This window comes from Sphingobacterium sp. UDSM-2020 (genome assembly GCF_016132525.1).
Taxonomy (GTDB): domain Bacteria; phylum Bacteroidota; class Bacteroidia; order Sphingobacteriales; family Sphingobacteriaceae; genus Sphingobacterium; species Sphingobacterium anhuiense.
The window spans coordinates 4,557,645-4,572,198 of sequence record NZ_CP066166.1 but is presented as its reverse complement, the minus strand read 5'-3'; the positions used below and the strand labels follow the sequence as shown (position 1 = coordinate 4,572,198).

The following is a 14,554-nucleotide window of genomic DNA, read 5'->3' as shown; positions in this document are numbered from 1 at the left end:
ATATATAATGGTTTGTGCCAGTTGTTGTTTTTATGCCTGGGCAGGCTTATCAAGTTTCATTTATCTTATTGTGATATCACTTTTCACCTACTTTGCCGCAATGAGTATGAAGAACTATGACAAAAACAAAATCTGCTATTTTGCTATTCTTGTTATTCTACTTTTACTTTTATCATCCAAATATACATATCTACCAGAATACATAAATCGCCTTACTCCATACACATTTGAACAAGCTTCCTATATTATTCCTATAGGTATATCCTTCTATTCATTACAAGCTATTGCTCTACTAGTTGATATAAAAAACAATAAATATACTTCAAGAGTATCTTTGAAAGACGTAACACTATTTGTTAGCTTTTTCCCACAATCATTAGCTGGCCCAATACATCGAGCATCCGAGCTTATACCTCAATTTAATAAGAATAGTCCTATTGAGATAACTTCGCTTGCCATCGGATTTAAAACATTATTATTTGGTCTTTTTTGTAAGTTAATTGTAGCTGATAAGTTAGCACTACTTATTGAACCTATCTTAAGTAATCAGCATAAACATGATGGATTACTTCTTTATACTTCGACAATCTTATATTCTATTCAAATTTATTTTGATTTTTGGGGATATTCACTAATGGCAATCGGTATAGGGAAATGCCTTGGATATGATATAAAGATTAATTTTAGAAATCCATATCTAGCGTCCTCAATTAAAGATTTTTGGCATAGGTGGCACATTTCTTTATCTCAATGGATGAGAGATTATATTTATATCTCATTAGGTGGTAACAAAAAAGGTTATTTAAACTTTTTGTTTGCACTTTTTGCTACATTTCTCTTGAGTGGAATTTGGCATGGAATATCTTTTAACTTCATAATATGGGGTCTAATCCATATGTTATTGTTTATCATTGACGATATTTTAAAAAAACACTTGGGAAACTCTAAAAATAAATATTTTAGGAGATTATTTTTCTTAGCAACTATCCCCTTTACGTGGTTAATATTTCGAACTAGTAATCTTGAAGAGTTATCTACTATATTAAAAAAGATTTTTTTCTTAACTGACGAATGGTCACTAACATCCTCAACTTCGTATTTCACGTCTAACGTAAATTTATTCTATTTAATTACTTGTCTTTTAATAGTATTATTGGTCAATTCTAAATTTGTATACAACCGAATGAATTTGATGCCAATTACAAATACAGAAAAGATACTGGATTCAGCATTTTTAATTACTTGCTTATTATTTATCATTTTATTTGGGGATATAGGACAGCAACACTTCTTATATTTTAATTTTTAATTGCCATGTCGTATATCTTAGGAATTTCAGCTTTTTATCATGATTCATCAGCTTGCTTATTAATAAATGGGAAAATTAGAGCAGCTGCTCAAGAAGAACGTTTTACTCGAATTAAAAATTCTGCATCATTTCCTATTAATGCTATTAAATTTTGTCTTAGCGAAGAAAACCTGACTATTGATGATATTGATGCAGTCGTTTTTTATGAAAAACCTTTTCTCAAATTTGAACGGTTATTACAGACATATTATTCATTTGCACCAATGGGAATTGCATCATTTCTTAAAGCTATACCTATTTGGCTAGATGAAAAGCTATTCTTGAAGCAAAAAATAAAAAAAGGTCTTCAAGAAATTGGACCTTACGATAAAAAAAAATTGAAACTGTTATTTTCAGACCATCATCTTTCTCATGCTGCAAGTGCTTACTACCCATCTCCTTTTTTAGACGCTGCTATTTTAACAATTGATGGTGTTGGAGAATGGACAACAGCTTCAATATTTCATGCTAAAGAAGGAATAATAAATGTAGTTAAAGAAATGCCATTTCCTCATTCTGTAGGCTTATTGTACAGCGCATTTACATATTTCCTAGGTTTTACTGTAAACTCGGGGGAGTATAAAGTAATGGGTCTATCTGCTTTTGGAAATATAGACGATAAAGAAACAAAGGCTTTTATAGAAAAAATTAAACAGGAGATGCTTTCTATAAACGAAGATGGCTCAATATGGTTGAATCAGAGCTATTTTCATTATGCTACCGGCCTTAAAATGATCCGAGAACATAAATGGAAAGATCTCTTTGGAATAGAGAGGCGAAAACCTGAAAGTGATATTAGTCAACATCATTGTAATTTCGCTTGTGCAGTCCAACAAGTCTTGGAAGAGATTGTTTTAAAAATGGTTAAGGAGACAAAAAGGTTAACAAATTCTGAGAATCTTTGTTTAGCTGGTGGAGTAGCATTAAATTGTGTTTGCAATACAAAAATTAAACAATCTGGTCTTTTTAATCAAATTTATATTCAACCGGCCGCTGGGGATTGTGGGGGTTCAGTAGGTGCAGCTATGGCTGTTTACCATATGTATTTTTGTAATAATAAAATAGTGATTCCAGAAAACTCAAATATTTATTTAGGACCAAAAATAAGTGAGGATGATATTCTGAAGTTAAATCGTAAACTAAAAACAGAATATACTAGATATGAGGATTTCAATGATCTATCTGTTAAAATAGCAGAGCTAATTAGTGAAGGAAATGTCGTCGGTTGGTTTCAGGATAATATGGAGTTTGGACCACGGGCATTAGGCAATAGAAGTATACTTGCGGATCCAAAAAATCCGAATATGCAAGAGTTAATAAATCAAAAAATAAAATTGAGGGAACAATTTAGACCCTTTGCCCCTGCTATAATTCAAGAGGAGTTACAAGATTTTTTCGAAATGAAAGATCCCTCACCATACATGCTTTACACAAGTAAAATTAGATCCGAATTCAGAGTTCCCCTTCCTGAAAACTTTCATGAATTATTAATTAATCAAAAACTTAAAGTAAGAACCAGTATATTTCCAGCAATTACACATGTAGATTACAGTTCGCGGATCCAAACTGTATCGAAGAAATTAAACCCGAAATTTTGGGAATTGTTGCAAAATATTAAAAAGCACACTGGATATCCAATTGTATTAAACACTAGCTTTAATGTACGTGGTGAACCGATCGTATGTTCTGCAGAGGACGCATATAACTGTTTTATGACTACAGATATGGATATATTGGTAATACAAAATTATGTTTACTTTAGAGATAAACAACGTACCAGCTTGCATAAAATGAATTCAAAATTTAAACTCGATTGATATTATGGAATTTTTAAAAGACCTATTTGATTATATTAAGGAAAGAAAAAAATACTGGCTTTTACCAATAATCATCATATTGCTAATAATTGGATTGATTATAGTTGTTGGTGGAAATAGTGCATTAGCTCCTTTCATTTACACCATATTTTAATTAGCAATGACTAGAAACAAAAAAGATTCTGCTATTGTTATTATAGCAATGTTAATTTTAATCTTTTTATTTAACAACCATTTCATATTGTTGTGGATTGCTCTAATAATTTCTTTACTAAGCTTAATATCTGGCAAATTTACTGGCATAATACATTTTGTTTTATTAAAAATTACTCATATAATTGGTGAAATCGTACAGAAAGCCATTCTCATTAGTGTATTCTTCCTTATTCTAACTCCAATAGCATTACTTTCAAGACTACTAGGAAAAAAAGATATTATGATGATAAAAAAGGGATACAAAAGTACTTTTCTAGATAGTTCTGAAAAAATCGATAAAACGTATTTCGATAAATTGTGGTAATTCCATATTTACAGTGTTAGTGAAACAAAGACTCTTTCAAGTGAAATGAAGTATAAACAATCGCTCTTTCGAAGTAATAACGTTTAAAATACTAAAACCTTAACACTTAGCAAAACGCACGATCAATCCGTAATTCTTCGTGGCCGAGTCCACATGGATAACTTTAATAATCGCTAAACGTATTTATCGGTATATAAAAATTGGTGAAAATAGTAGATTCTAAGCACGTGAGATATTTACTAGCTTTACTACAAACAATGCTTGTTTTGAGTTAATGTTTTAAGTAAATTTATGAAATAATACCTGAAGATATTAACCAAAGAAAGTCGTTATGGCATTACCTCTATTAGAAGCTCGAGATTTAATTAGTAACTCTGTTTTTGTATCAAAAATAAACGATGTTAGTTGTAACATTTCTTATCCTTATCTAAATGTTCAATTTGAACTAAAAGGTTTGTATAATATTTACAAGTATTTTTATGATCAGTTTAAAGGATGGGAAGATCTAAAGGTATCGGCCCCCACAATTCTTAATAGTAGTCATAGTTATTTTAAAGATATATTAATTTCCCTACAGCGCTTTATAACACAAGAGCTTCAGAACCAAAATAATTCGGAAAAGACAATAATCTCATTGTTCACCAGAGATATATTAAATAATATTAAAAACCTTAGAAATACTACTCCCTTTCCTTTTGATTCTCCAGAAGTCGAATTTCTTATAGCGCTTAGAAGTAAAAATCCGCATTTAGTCGACTCTGCCTATTATTATTTCGTTGGGGGTAATCAATCTATGAATTCAACTAATTCATTTGAAGGTATGATAATGGCTTATGAATTTCGTAATCAAGACAATTCGCATATATTCAATCGACGAGTAAAAGAAAAAAATTCTTTCGATAGATTGCGCTCTCGATTTGAGTCGCTATCTAGTGATTATGAAAATGAGTTAACCACCCACATTTCCAAATTGAAACAGGATTTCAAAGATCGTACAGATGAACTTGAAGAATTTAAAACTACAAAAGAGAAATTAGTGGCAGATTGGTTCATAAGTGAGAAAGGAGCAATTGAGGTATTCAGAAAAGAATCTCAAGAAGGAATCAATAACATTCAAGCGAGTTATCGTAGTAAGGTAGAATTAGACGAACCGATCAAATATTGGACCACACGTGCTAAAGAATTGAGAACAAAGGGTAATTGGTTATTAACAGGAATTCTATCTGTGTCACTCATTTTCGCATGTGCAGTTTATTTATTGTTATGGCACACACCAGCAGATCTGATGGTATCGATATTCAATGGAAATAAAGGTGCCGCAATACGTTGGTCAATTATCTTTGTTGTTTTTGTCTCTATATTCTTTGTCGTTGCAAGAGCACTTTTAAAATTCATGTTTAGCAATTACCATTTAGCCCGCGATGCGGAAGAAAGAGAAAAACTCACCTATTTATATTTATCAATGATTGAGAATGGCGCCCTGGATAAGGAAGAACGGAAGATTATTCTACAATCTCTCTTCAGCAGATCTGATACAGGATTGCTAAAGGAGGACTCCTCTCCCACTATGCCTAATATTTCAAATTTGATAACTAAGACATAATTCATTTTCTCATGAAAGTATTACTAATTAGCGAAGAAACTCCACTTCCACCATCATACTTCAGGATGTTTGAAGGAGACTATATAGAATCAAAAGAGGATATTACAGTTAGATATTCTGTTAATAGTGCTAAAGACTTCCTTACTGATACTATTATAGCGAAACAAAAGCATTTAGACTTTATAATCATGGATTATACTACGACTTCATTTCAAGAAGAAATCAACCAGCTAGCTGATTGGTTACGCAGTACTAAGGAGAGCTATTCAATAAGAAATTTCAAATTGAGCGCCATACCTTTTTTCATTATGAACAATGACATGATAATTAATGAAGATTACTATACTTCTTGGTTTACTTCTGAATCGAAAAGATCTAAGTATCATAATGGAATTATTGAAAAACCAAGTGATTACAGAAGAATAGGCGTAAGCAACAATATACTTGCTAGCGGGCTAGACAGTTGGTTAGATAAATTAAAATCAGATTTGGATGATTTAGATATTGATAGTCAGGGAAAGTTCCTACTAGACTTTAAAGTACTGGAAAGACGATCTTATAAACTTCGTGTTCTCTCTGATCAATTCCATCACAACACCAAGCGATTAGATTATATTTGGGTAGGAAACAGCACTAATATAGTTGAAGCTACAGGTGAAAATATACTTAAAATGCTTAGGCAATACGAAAATAATCGATCACATAGGAAAGAAAAAGATATTCACAAATTATTAACAGCAAATGCACACCTACTTAAAGGTGAGGACTACTATAAATCACTCTATGAGAAACACTTCTATTATACCAAGGGGAAAAAGTATGTTGAAAGTGACTTTATAAATTTTAAACATGATTACAGCCTAGCTAAGGACGAAATATTTGAAGTGAAACTTCCTAATGAAAGATTTGTCACCAAGACTAAAATTCCTAGAATATTAAAACAGGCTCAACGTTATTTTAATCAAGTCGGCAACAAATATAATAACTATTTCTCATCCGAAATAAATCAAGAAGAAATAGCTAAACGACTAAAAAATGAAGGAATAGATACATTCTCATTAGACTTTAAACTAAGTTTACTAATGGGAAGAGAAGATGATAGAGAGGGAAATCAAGAACTTATTAATAAAGGCTTAATTTATGGTCAAAAACGAGTAAAACTAATAACGTACGATAATCTTATAGACCGTCACCAATATCTCCATCAGAGGGTGACCCGTTTTGGACTTAACTAAAAATACAGCATAAATTGTCAAATACACTAATGAAGCACAATATTTCTGACATTGCGAAAAAAACACAATGTAAGTAACAACTTTCTATCAAAAGATTTTAGCATATTCTACAGGCTTATTCTTTTAGAAAATTCTTTAAATTTATCTCGAGTACTTCTCTGTATATTTTGTCCAAAATAATATTGAACTAATGAACCTTTAATTTATTCTTGGATCTATCCAGAATAGATCACGGAGTTGCAGCAGGTCTTCTGTGTGCATCAAATTATAAACCAGCTCATCCTTTTCTTCTAAAGGAATCGTTATTTGTTGATCCGTTCCAAGTAAAAAAATGGTTAAAATAGCGTCCTTATCATATATCGAGATATCTGACTGTACCATAGTAACATCATGTTTGCTAAACCATTCTCTTGCCTGCTCCTGATCTAGACAGATCAGGGAACGGGTTAGATCTTCAAGATCTTGCATCTCATCTATGATATGAGTGGGATAATTTACACCAATATAAGCTAAATACAGAAGATGATTGCCTGTACGTAAGGCATAATTGCGTATTAAGACCCGCTTTGGATCGAATGAAAAAACATAATATTCTGGATTGGAGATAAACTTATACTGCTTGCCGTAAAACTGGATCTTATCCTCCAATTCTTCTAAATGATCTATTTCTATAAATACTTCTCCTAAAAGCTGCCCTTCATCTATATTGGCAAGTGCATCGTCAATGACCAATAGCGCTTGCTCTTCCATAGGAACAATGCTTCCACTACAATCTAGGTGTAACAAATAATCATCAACATCAGGTACAGTTAACGGATACCATGTTGGGTTTTCGTCGTCAACTGTATTTTTAGATGTTAAAATGTTATAACCGTTACGCTTTAATTCTAATAGTATAATTCTGCTCAGGGGGACAAACTTCATAAGATCTTACACATATCACTAAAACAAACTTTGCTGCATGGGTCCATCCTGTCCTAAAGGTGGCAGATCTGACCATTGATAGGGCTCGTACCGATGCTTCCCATCTGGTCTGTTGGGATATCCTCTCAAGGTATAGACTGGATAGTATTCTAAGGCCTGATCGGGCATCTCATAATTGAAAACGGGCATCAGGCTTTCTTCATCTTGGGCATGGAGCCATTGCTGTTCGAGCTCAGGTGTTAAGAATAAGGGCATACGTCTTTTGTTCGGTCCATCGTTATGGATCTGGCCCATAACGGTATTGGCTTCACGGGTAAGCATACCAAAGCTTCCTATTTTATGGATCTCTCCTTCCTGGTCAACAATCTCGTGCCATTGGTATAAACCTGGGATATAGAAGATTTCTCTTCCTTTCTCTCCAATGAAATAGGGTACTTTCTTTTTCCATCCGTGCACTTTGCGGTGCTCAAAGGTTCCAGATACGGGGATAAGACAACGTTGATTTTTGAGTCTATGCCAATACGACTTGCTATCGGCAAGGATTCGCTCGCTCCGCACATTGATCATATTGCGGCGGCGGTCTTCCTGTTCTTTGGGGTCCTTGATGTACGTGGGCAATACGCCCCACTCCATTTCAAGTAAACCCAGCTCCTCGCCTTCTTTGTCTTTGTAGATAATGGGATATGCGGGAAAGGTGATGGCCTGCACGTTTTCAAAATAACGGTAGTCGTATTCGAGCTGTTTGCGTTCGTCCCGTAACTTAGGGAATGCTTTCTTGACGATTTCAAGATCGGTATGAAGTGATATGTCCCAGCACATAGTTCTTTATATTGATAGTATGTTTCTTGTTAAACACGGTGATGTATTCATTTGTTTTGCCTGCGGCTATTAACTGATGAGTTCCATAGCCCTGACTTTTTTTTGTGTCTTACCATCGGTAATGATCGCCCATACGCGGCCATGTTCGAGGGTAAAGAGGATATCGATCGGATCTTTCCTCTTGAAGGTAGTCTGGTTACGCACGTAACCGACAATCTTGCTTTCGTACATTCGTAACATGCGCTTGTCCCACTTTTCTTCGCGAAAGCGATTGTTGAAGATGCGATAGCCGGAATTGGTTTCCAATAACTGCTGTATGCTATGGGCATCTGCCGGTATCTGTATGGCTTTCCCTTCCTTGGGCCCCAGTTCTGCAGCATGTGCATGTGCTTCTTCGGCTGACCAATACGGCGAAAGCAGAAAGCCTGTTCCTTTTGTAACATCGGGCCACTCGAAACGCTGCAGTACAAAATCACGGTAGCCCTGTTCCAGAAATTCCTGAAAAGTAGCACGAGTGAGTTGTTCGAATGGATTGTATAGCATAACGGTATCGTGTTGTTGATACGAATATAAGGAATATCAATAGATATTTCACGGCATTTACCGCTATATACTCCGTGGATCTGGCTTAAGGGGCATCTTGGCGCAGCGGATCACTTCCAATGACGGACAGCCAAACTCCTGCACGACTTTCCCTTCGATAAGATAGATACCTGCTCCTCGCAATGGATATTGCACGAGCGATGGTGGAAAATGTACTGTATCGAAAAACTTGCCTTCGATATCGAGGAAGGTGCCAAATTTCATCAGCTCACCACGCTTGGTCTTGACAAACTTCTCGGCCACAAAATCGCCTACCATACGTACAGTCTTACCTACGTGATCCATCAGTTCACGACTCTGCACATCGCCTCGAAAATCACTCCGAGCGAGATCAAACAGCGTACCGCTGACACAGAAACCGATAAGCTCCATCTCATCATAATAGTCCTCCAGGATATGACTATCCAAAGGGGGCAAAACGGGTTTACGGCTATTGGATTCAAACAGTTCGGCACTTGGGCTTGCTTTTGTATGCTTGTTCAACAAAAGATGTGCTTCCCAAAGGAGTTCTTTTTTACTGCTACCGAAACTTCGGAATGCACCGATACGGATAAGAATGATCAATTGCTCAAGTCCTGTACCTGTTCGCTTGATAAACTGCTCAAGGCTCTGGTACAGCCCATTACACGTGCGTTCTTCTATTAACCGTTCAACTTGTTTGGATTCTACGTGCTGCATGCAGTCAAAACCGAGATAGATATCGCGACCATGGATACTGGTCTGATATTCCGACCGGTTGATACAGGGCAAACATATAGTAGCCCCTGCAACACGGGCTTCATTAACGTAAACTTTGCGGTTATAAAAACCGCCATAATTGTTGAGCACGCTGACCATAAATTCGAGTGGAAAGTAGGTCTTGAGGTAGAGACTCTGATAGCTCTCGACAGCAAAGGAGGCGGAATGGGCTTTGTTGAATGAGTATCCTGCGAAACTCTCCATTTGACGCCAGATCTCCCGACTCACTTTTTCGTCATAACCCTTCGCTCTGCAGTTGTCAAAATACTTCCCCTCGATCTCGATGAGGTGATCTTTGCTCCGGTATTTTCCTGACATCATACGACGGAGGACGTCGGCATCGGCCATATCCAGCCCGCCGTAGGCATTGGCGATCTTCATCACGTCTTCCTGGTAGACCATCACGCCATAGGTTTCTTCCAGCTGCTCTTTGAATACGGGATGTGGGTATACCACCTGACTGGGGTCATGGTGCCGCTGGATAAAGGCAGCCATCATGCCGCTGCTCGATACACCGGGTCGGATGATGGAGGATGCGGCAACGAGCGTAAGGTAATCGTCACAGTGCAGTTTGGTGAGCAGCTGCCGCATGGCGGGGCTCTCGATGTAAAAACAGCCAATGGTATTGGCCGAGCGGAGCTGCTGCGCAATATGGGGGTCTTCAAAAAAGCGTTTTGGCTGACGGGTATCAATCGTGATGCCCTGATTGGCATGCACGATCTCCCGGCAGTCTTTAATATGCCCGATACCGCGCTGGGACAGGATATCGAATTTTTCAAATCCGATTTCTTCGGCGACATACATATCAAATTGCATGGTCGGCAGTCCTTTGGGCGGATAGTCGAGCGCACAATAACTGACCAATGGCTGTTCGGAAATAAGCACTCCGGAGGCGTGGATGGTCCGCTGATTGGGAAAATCGGCCATACGGTTGTAGACGCTCAAGATGGTATTGGTCACTTCATTTTTATTGAGCATATGCTCGGGTTCGTGCACCAGACGGTCAATTTCGGATTTGGGAAGACCATAGACTTTGCCAAGCTCACGCAGGATGCTCCGAGACCGAAAGGTGCTCATCGCTCCCATTAGCGCGGTATAGCCGTGCTGATAACGGTTGAAAATATAGTCGTACATATCGTCACGGTCCCGCCAACTAAAGTCTACATCAAAATCGGGCGGACTTTTACGCTTGGGATTGAGGAAACGTTCGAAAGGCAGTTTGAGGGCAATGGGATCGACATCGGTGATACCTAAGCAGTAAGCAACTGCGGAATTGGCTCCGGAACCGCGACCTACGTAATGGTAGTCGCGATGGCGGGCATAACGGCAGATATCGTCGGTGATGAGAAAGTAACTGGAGAAATTGAGCTCTTCAATGATCTCGAGTTCGCATGCGATGCGTTCCCGGGCTACGGGGTCGTTCTTGGCATAGCGGTGTTCGAATCCGTCTCCGGTATATTTGAGGAGCAGCTGTTTATCGTTGTAGCGATTTCCGGTGAAGGTGGCCTTGTTCTTCACGCTCTGGAAATCCATCTGAAAGCGGCATTGTGCCAACAGCTGATGGGTGTTGTTCAAGAGCTGTGGCAGATCGGCATAGATTTTCATCAGCCGTGCTTTGGGTACAAAGACTTCATCGACAGGTGCTACTTGTTCGTCCGAGAGCTGTGAGATGAGCAGATTGTGATCAATAGCTCGGAGCTGCCGATGAAAGGTATGATCTGCCGTGCGGAATGTTACGGGTGCCAGTATAACGGCTTTGGAAAGCAACTGCTTATCCATCAGGATGGCCTTGCTCCGCTCCGACGGACGGATACCGATGTATTCGTAGTCTTTCAGCGCAAAACTTCCCATGCGCTCTAACGGGTAAATGACAAATACTTCCTTGAATTCTGGAGCCTGCAATGGAACTTTTGCGTTCTCGAAGTTGAGCTGTGTACGGTAGGCATTGATCTCGCTAAAGCCCCTTTCATTTTGTGCGATAGCGATAAAACAGCAGGTGTCGTCCTGACGGAATTCCATACCCGCCAGAATATTGAGTCCTGCCTGCTGGCCTTTGCGGATAAAGTCTATGGAACCGGTACTGTTGTTGATATCGGTGAGCACGGCAGTATCGTAGCCATTTGCAAGCATGCCTTCCAACAGTTCGTCGAGACTGAGCGTACCATGGCGTAAGCTGTAATAGCTGTGCAGATTAAGGAGCATGGTCACCTCCTTTCCTTGATGGTGGTTCTGGAGCGCAGATGCCTTTCATCAGGTACTGGCTACCGTAACGCATGCGGATCCTGTCCATGGCCTGTAGCAGGTTGACTTCGTCACTGCTGTCATTGAACAGATCGGTCTGATAGGCGCCATAGATGAGGTTGGAAAACTTGATTCCGATAAGGCGGATAAGCATGCGCCGGCTGTACAGCTTTTTAAAAAGTGCCATTACTTTTTCGGTAATGAGCTTATCCGAGTTGGTGAAGGCTACCTTGACCTGCTGGGTATGGGTATCGAAATTGCTGTAACGGATTTTGAGGGTGATACTGCTGGTGAGTTTCTGATCTTTTCGAAGCTCAAATGCAAGGGTATCGACCATACCGATCAGTGTACGGCGTAGGAGATCCATATCAATGGTATCCTGCTGAAAAGTTGTTTCCTTGCTCATGGATTTCTGCTCCCGAAATGGCAGCACAAGGGAGTCGTCGAGCCCGTTTGCTTTTCGCCAGATGGTGACTCCATTCTCCCCCATCACATGTTTCATGGTGAAAGCTTCCATCTGCTGCAGGGTGCCGATCTTGCTGATACCCATATTGCGGAGCAAGGTGTAGGACTTCTCGCCTACCATCGGAATCTTGCGTATGGAAAGCGGTGCCAAAAATCCTTTTTCGGTACCACTGTTGACAAACAGTTCCCCAGACGGTTTGGCCTGACCCGTAGCGATCTTGCTGACGGTTTTATTGACGGACAGTCCAAAGCTGATGGGTAATCCTGTTTCTTTTATAATGCGTTGCCGTAGTTCCTGCGTCCACTGCCAGCAACCAAAGAAGCGGTCCATACCGGTCACGTCGAGATAATGCTCATCGATACTGGCTTTTTCAACCACAGGTGTCACTTCTTCGATAATCTCGGTGACCATAGAGGAATAATGACTGTACAGGTCATGATCGCCCCTGACAATGATGGCTTCGGGACACATACGCAAGGCCAGCCGCATGGGCATGGCACTGTGTACGCCATACTTCCGTGCTTCGTACGAGCAGGATGCCACCACACCCCGATCGGAAATCCCACCGATAAGCACAGGTTTATCCACCAGCCCTACGTTGAGCAAACGCTCTACGGACACAAAAAATGTGTCAAGATCACAATGCACTATATTCCGTTCCATTTCCTAAAAAATCATCTCTATCCCGTCTGTTTTTTTATACCTTAAAGGTATAAATACTCGATCAAATATACTAATATATTTAGCTAAAATAGGTGTGAAATTTACACATTTTGATAAACAACTGAATTACAAGACTAAAATATTTAGTTAAGCATAGTGTAAGGATTGATGTTATAAAGGAAAGATTGAGGATTTAGTGACTAACGATAAAGCAAAAGAAGTTTATAAAACTGCCTATTCCTCCGGAAATACTATCTTTTATCGGTACATTTAATTCATTTATCATCAGATTGGAAGAACTGGTATTTAAGACAAGAAGAAATAAGTCAAAATAAATTTGTTAAACATTGATCAAATAAATGAATCATTTAAATGATGATAAAAACTAATCATTGGACTATATAAAGAGATAAAACTATTGAAATAGCTTATGGCGAGCTTGGACATACGTTACAATTGCGTGGGCAGCCACCGAAGCTACCTACGGAGTTCGCTCCAGATTGCACTCAAAGCATTGGCTCCAATAACAGCTGTTGCTGAAATGGGATCAAAATAACGCAGGACTTCTCTCCCCTGAATGGTAGTAGTACTACTTGTGGGTCAGAATCCATTTTACTCATGAAAACAATTAAAGATATTGCAATCAAAAACAAAAATCATAGGATTTCTTTAAATGTTGACTTTATAAATTGGCTGATCGTTGTCGTAATCATATTCCAATCATTATAATTCAATTCGTGACCTGTTCCATCCAACCTTAATAGTCGTGAATGCTTAATTTCTGCCAATAAACTTTTGGAATGTTCGAAATGCCAAATTTTATCGTGCGTACCATGAATAATCAGAGTGGGGACATTGATTTCATGTAGTCTGTTATAATAGCTTTCTCCTCCCCCCACCATGGAATGGTTGAACATACTTTGGTAATTAACTGCTCTCTTAAACTCTTCCCTAACGCGTTTTTCTTCCCTTTCATACTCCACGGGCTTAAGACCTGCCATAAGATGAGCGTATTGCAACATATAATCAACAACAGCCTTTTCATCATCCCAGTTTACATATTCCGCTTTACGCTGCAGGTTGATTACTTCTTTGTCCATTTCGGGAATAATAATATCTGCTGTTCCCCATATACCCGTAGACATCAAAATAAGTGAATTAATTCTATCTGCATTTTTAATCGCTATAATCTGTGCAATTAAACCTCCTAAAGAAATGCCCATTAAAGTTGCTTTCTTTATTCTATATGCATCTAAAATATGAACAGCATCATCGGCCAGGTCCGTAATATCATAAGAAATGGAATCTGTCGAGTAGGTGGTAGATTTACCTACATCTCGATTGTCGTATCGGATGACAAAATATCCCTTATCAGCTAATTGCTTGCAAAATCCTGCATCCCAATACAGCATGGATACAGTGGCACCTGCAATTAATAAAATAGCGGGATTATTTTGATCTCCAAAATGTTCAGTGCAGAGAGAAACATCATTGTTGGTAATTATTTTTTCTTTTTGTGATTTCATACAACTGTTTGTTAAAATAGAAATGAGTACTAAAAATCTAAACCTTTTCAT

The 14,554-nt window shown here is 38.3% G+C and carries 11 protein-coding genes; 5 read left to right on the top strand and 6 right to left on the bottom strand.

The window, feature by feature from the left end; all coding sequences use genetic code 11:
* Nucleotides 1–106 precede the first annotated feature (106 nt).
* The 5 genes from JAZ75_RS19240 (at nt 107) to JAZ75_RS19225 (ending at nt 6,523) form a co-directional block, all read left to right on the top strand.
* Nucleotides 107–1,309, top strand: coding sequence for an MBOAT family O-acyltransferase (locus tag JAZ75_RS19240; RefSeq protein WP_208697670.1), 1,203 nt, complete (start codon nt 107–109; stop codon nt 1,307–1,309).
* 5 nt (nt 1,310–1,314) lie between these two features.
* Nucleotides 1,315–3,165, top strand: a complete 1,851-nt coding sequence (locus JAZ75_RS19235) for a carbamoyltransferase (protein WP_208697668.1) — start codon at nt 1,315–1,317, stop codon at nt 3,163–3,165.
* A gap of 4 nt (nt 3,166–3,169) precedes the next feature.
* Nucleotides 3,170–3,319, top strand: a complete 150-nt coding sequence (locus tag JAZ75_RS26240; RefSeq protein ID WP_410528613.1) for a DUF5989 family protein — start codon at nt 3,170–3,172, stop codon at nt 3,317–3,319.
* A 697-nt stretch (nt 3,320–4,016) separates the two neighbouring features.
* Nucleotides 4,017–5,288, top strand: coding sequence for a DUF6161 domain-containing protein (locus JAZ75_RS19230; RefSeq protein ID WP_208697666.1), 1,272 nt, complete (start codon nt 4,017–4,019; stop codon nt 5,286–5,288).
* A gap of 11 nt (nt 5,289–5,299) precedes the next feature.
* Entirely contained in the window at nt 5,300–6,523 is a 1,224-nt protein-coding gene (locus JAZ75_RS19225; RefSeq protein ID WP_208697664.1) for a hypothetical protein, read from the top strand.
* A gap of 198 nt (nt 6,524–6,721) precedes the next feature.
* Here the strand turns inward: JAZ75_RS19225 and JAZ75_RS19220 are convergent, their stop codons facing one another.
* The 6 genes from JAZ75_RS19220 to estT form a co-directional block, all read right to left on the bottom strand.
* Complete coding sequence (locus JAZ75_RS19220; protein ID WP_208697662.1) at nt 6,722–7,447, bottom strand: hypothetical protein; 726 nt, start codon at nt 7,445–7,447, stop codon at nt 6,722–6,724.
* A gap of 18 nt (nt 7,448–7,465) precedes the next feature.
* Entirely contained in the window at nt 7,466–8,266 is an 801-nt protein-coding gene (locus JAZ75_RS19215; protein ID WP_208697660.1) for an SOS response-associated peptidase, read from the bottom strand.
* 69 nt (nt 8,267–8,335) lie between these two features.
* Nucleotides 8,336–8,809 carry a hypothetical protein gene (locus JAZ75_RS19210; protein ID WP_208697658.1) on the bottom strand — a complete coding sequence of 158 codons (474 nt, stop codon included), beginning with the start codon at nt 8,807–8,809 and terminating at the stop codon, nt 8,336–8,338.
* A 63-nt stretch (nt 8,810–8,872) separates the two neighbouring features.
* On the bottom strand, nt 8,873–11,809 hold the full coding sequence (locus JAZ75_RS19205; RefSeq protein WP_208697656.1) for a DNA polymerase III subunit alpha: 2,937 nt from the start codon (nt 11,807–11,809) through the stop codon (nt 8,873–8,875).
* Nucleotides 11,799–12,977: a DNA polymerase IV gene (dinB, locus tag JAZ75_RS19200; RefSeq protein ID WP_208697653.1), complete on the bottom strand. Its 1,179-nt coding sequence runs from the start codon at nt 12,975–12,977 to the stop codon at nt 11,799–11,801. Before dinB ends, JAZ75_RS19205 begins: the two co-directional genes overlap by 11 nt.
* 656 nt (nt 12,978–13,633) lie before the next feature.
* Nucleotides 13,634–14,503 carry a macrolide hydrolase EstT gene (gene estT, locus JAZ75_RS19195; protein ID WP_232789268.1) on the bottom strand — a complete coding sequence of 290 codons (870 nt, stop codon included), beginning with the start codon at nt 14,501–14,503 and terminating at the stop codon, nt 13,634–13,636.
* Nucleotides 14,504–14,554 lie beyond the last annotated feature (51 nt).

Excerpts from the sequence above, each read along its gene's own strand:
- JAZ75_RS19220 (WP_208697662.1), bottom strand. The coding sequence starts at position 7,447 with ATGAAGTTTGTCCCCCTGAGCAGAATTATACTATTAGAATTAAAGCGT.
- JAZ75_RS19240 (WP_208697670.1), top strand. The coding sequence starts at position 107 with ATGAAGAACTATGACAAAAACAAAATCTGCTATTTTGCTATTCTTGTT.
- JAZ75_RS26240 (WP_410528613.1), top strand. The coding sequence starts at position 3,170 with ATGGAATTTTTAAAAGACCTATTTGATTATATTAAGGAAAGAAAAAAA.
- JAZ75_RS19225 (WP_208697664.1), top strand. The coding sequence starts at position 5,300 with ATGAAAGTATTACTAATTAGCGAAGAAACTCCACTTCCACCATCATAC.
- estT (WP_232789268.1), bottom strand. The coding sequence starts at position 14,503 with ATGAAATCACAAAAAGAAAAAATAATTACCAACAATGATGTTTCTCTC.
- dinB (WP_208697653.1), bottom strand. The coding sequence starts at position 12,977 with ATGGAACGGAATATAGTGCATTGTGATCTTGACACATTTTTTGTGTCC.
- JAZ75_RS19230 (WP_208697666.1), top strand. The coding sequence starts at position 4,017 with ATGGCATTACCTCTATTAGAAGCTCGAGATTTAATTAGTAACTCTGTT.
- JAZ75_RS19210 (WP_208697658.1), bottom strand. The coding sequence starts at position 8,809 with ATGCTATACAATCCATTCGAACAACTCACTCGTGCTACTTTTCAGGAA.
- JAZ75_RS19235 (WP_208697668.1), top strand. The coding sequence starts at position 1,315 with ATGTCGTATATCTTAGGAATTTCAGCTTTTTATCATGATTCATCAGCT.
- JAZ75_RS19215 (WP_208697660.1), bottom strand. The coding sequence starts at position 8,266 with ATGTGCTGGGACATATCACTTCATACCGATCTTGAAATCGTCAAGAAA.
- JAZ75_RS19205 (WP_208697656.1), bottom strand. The coding sequence starts at position 11,809 with ATGCTCCTTAATCTGCACAGCTATTACAGCTTACGCCATGGTACGCTC.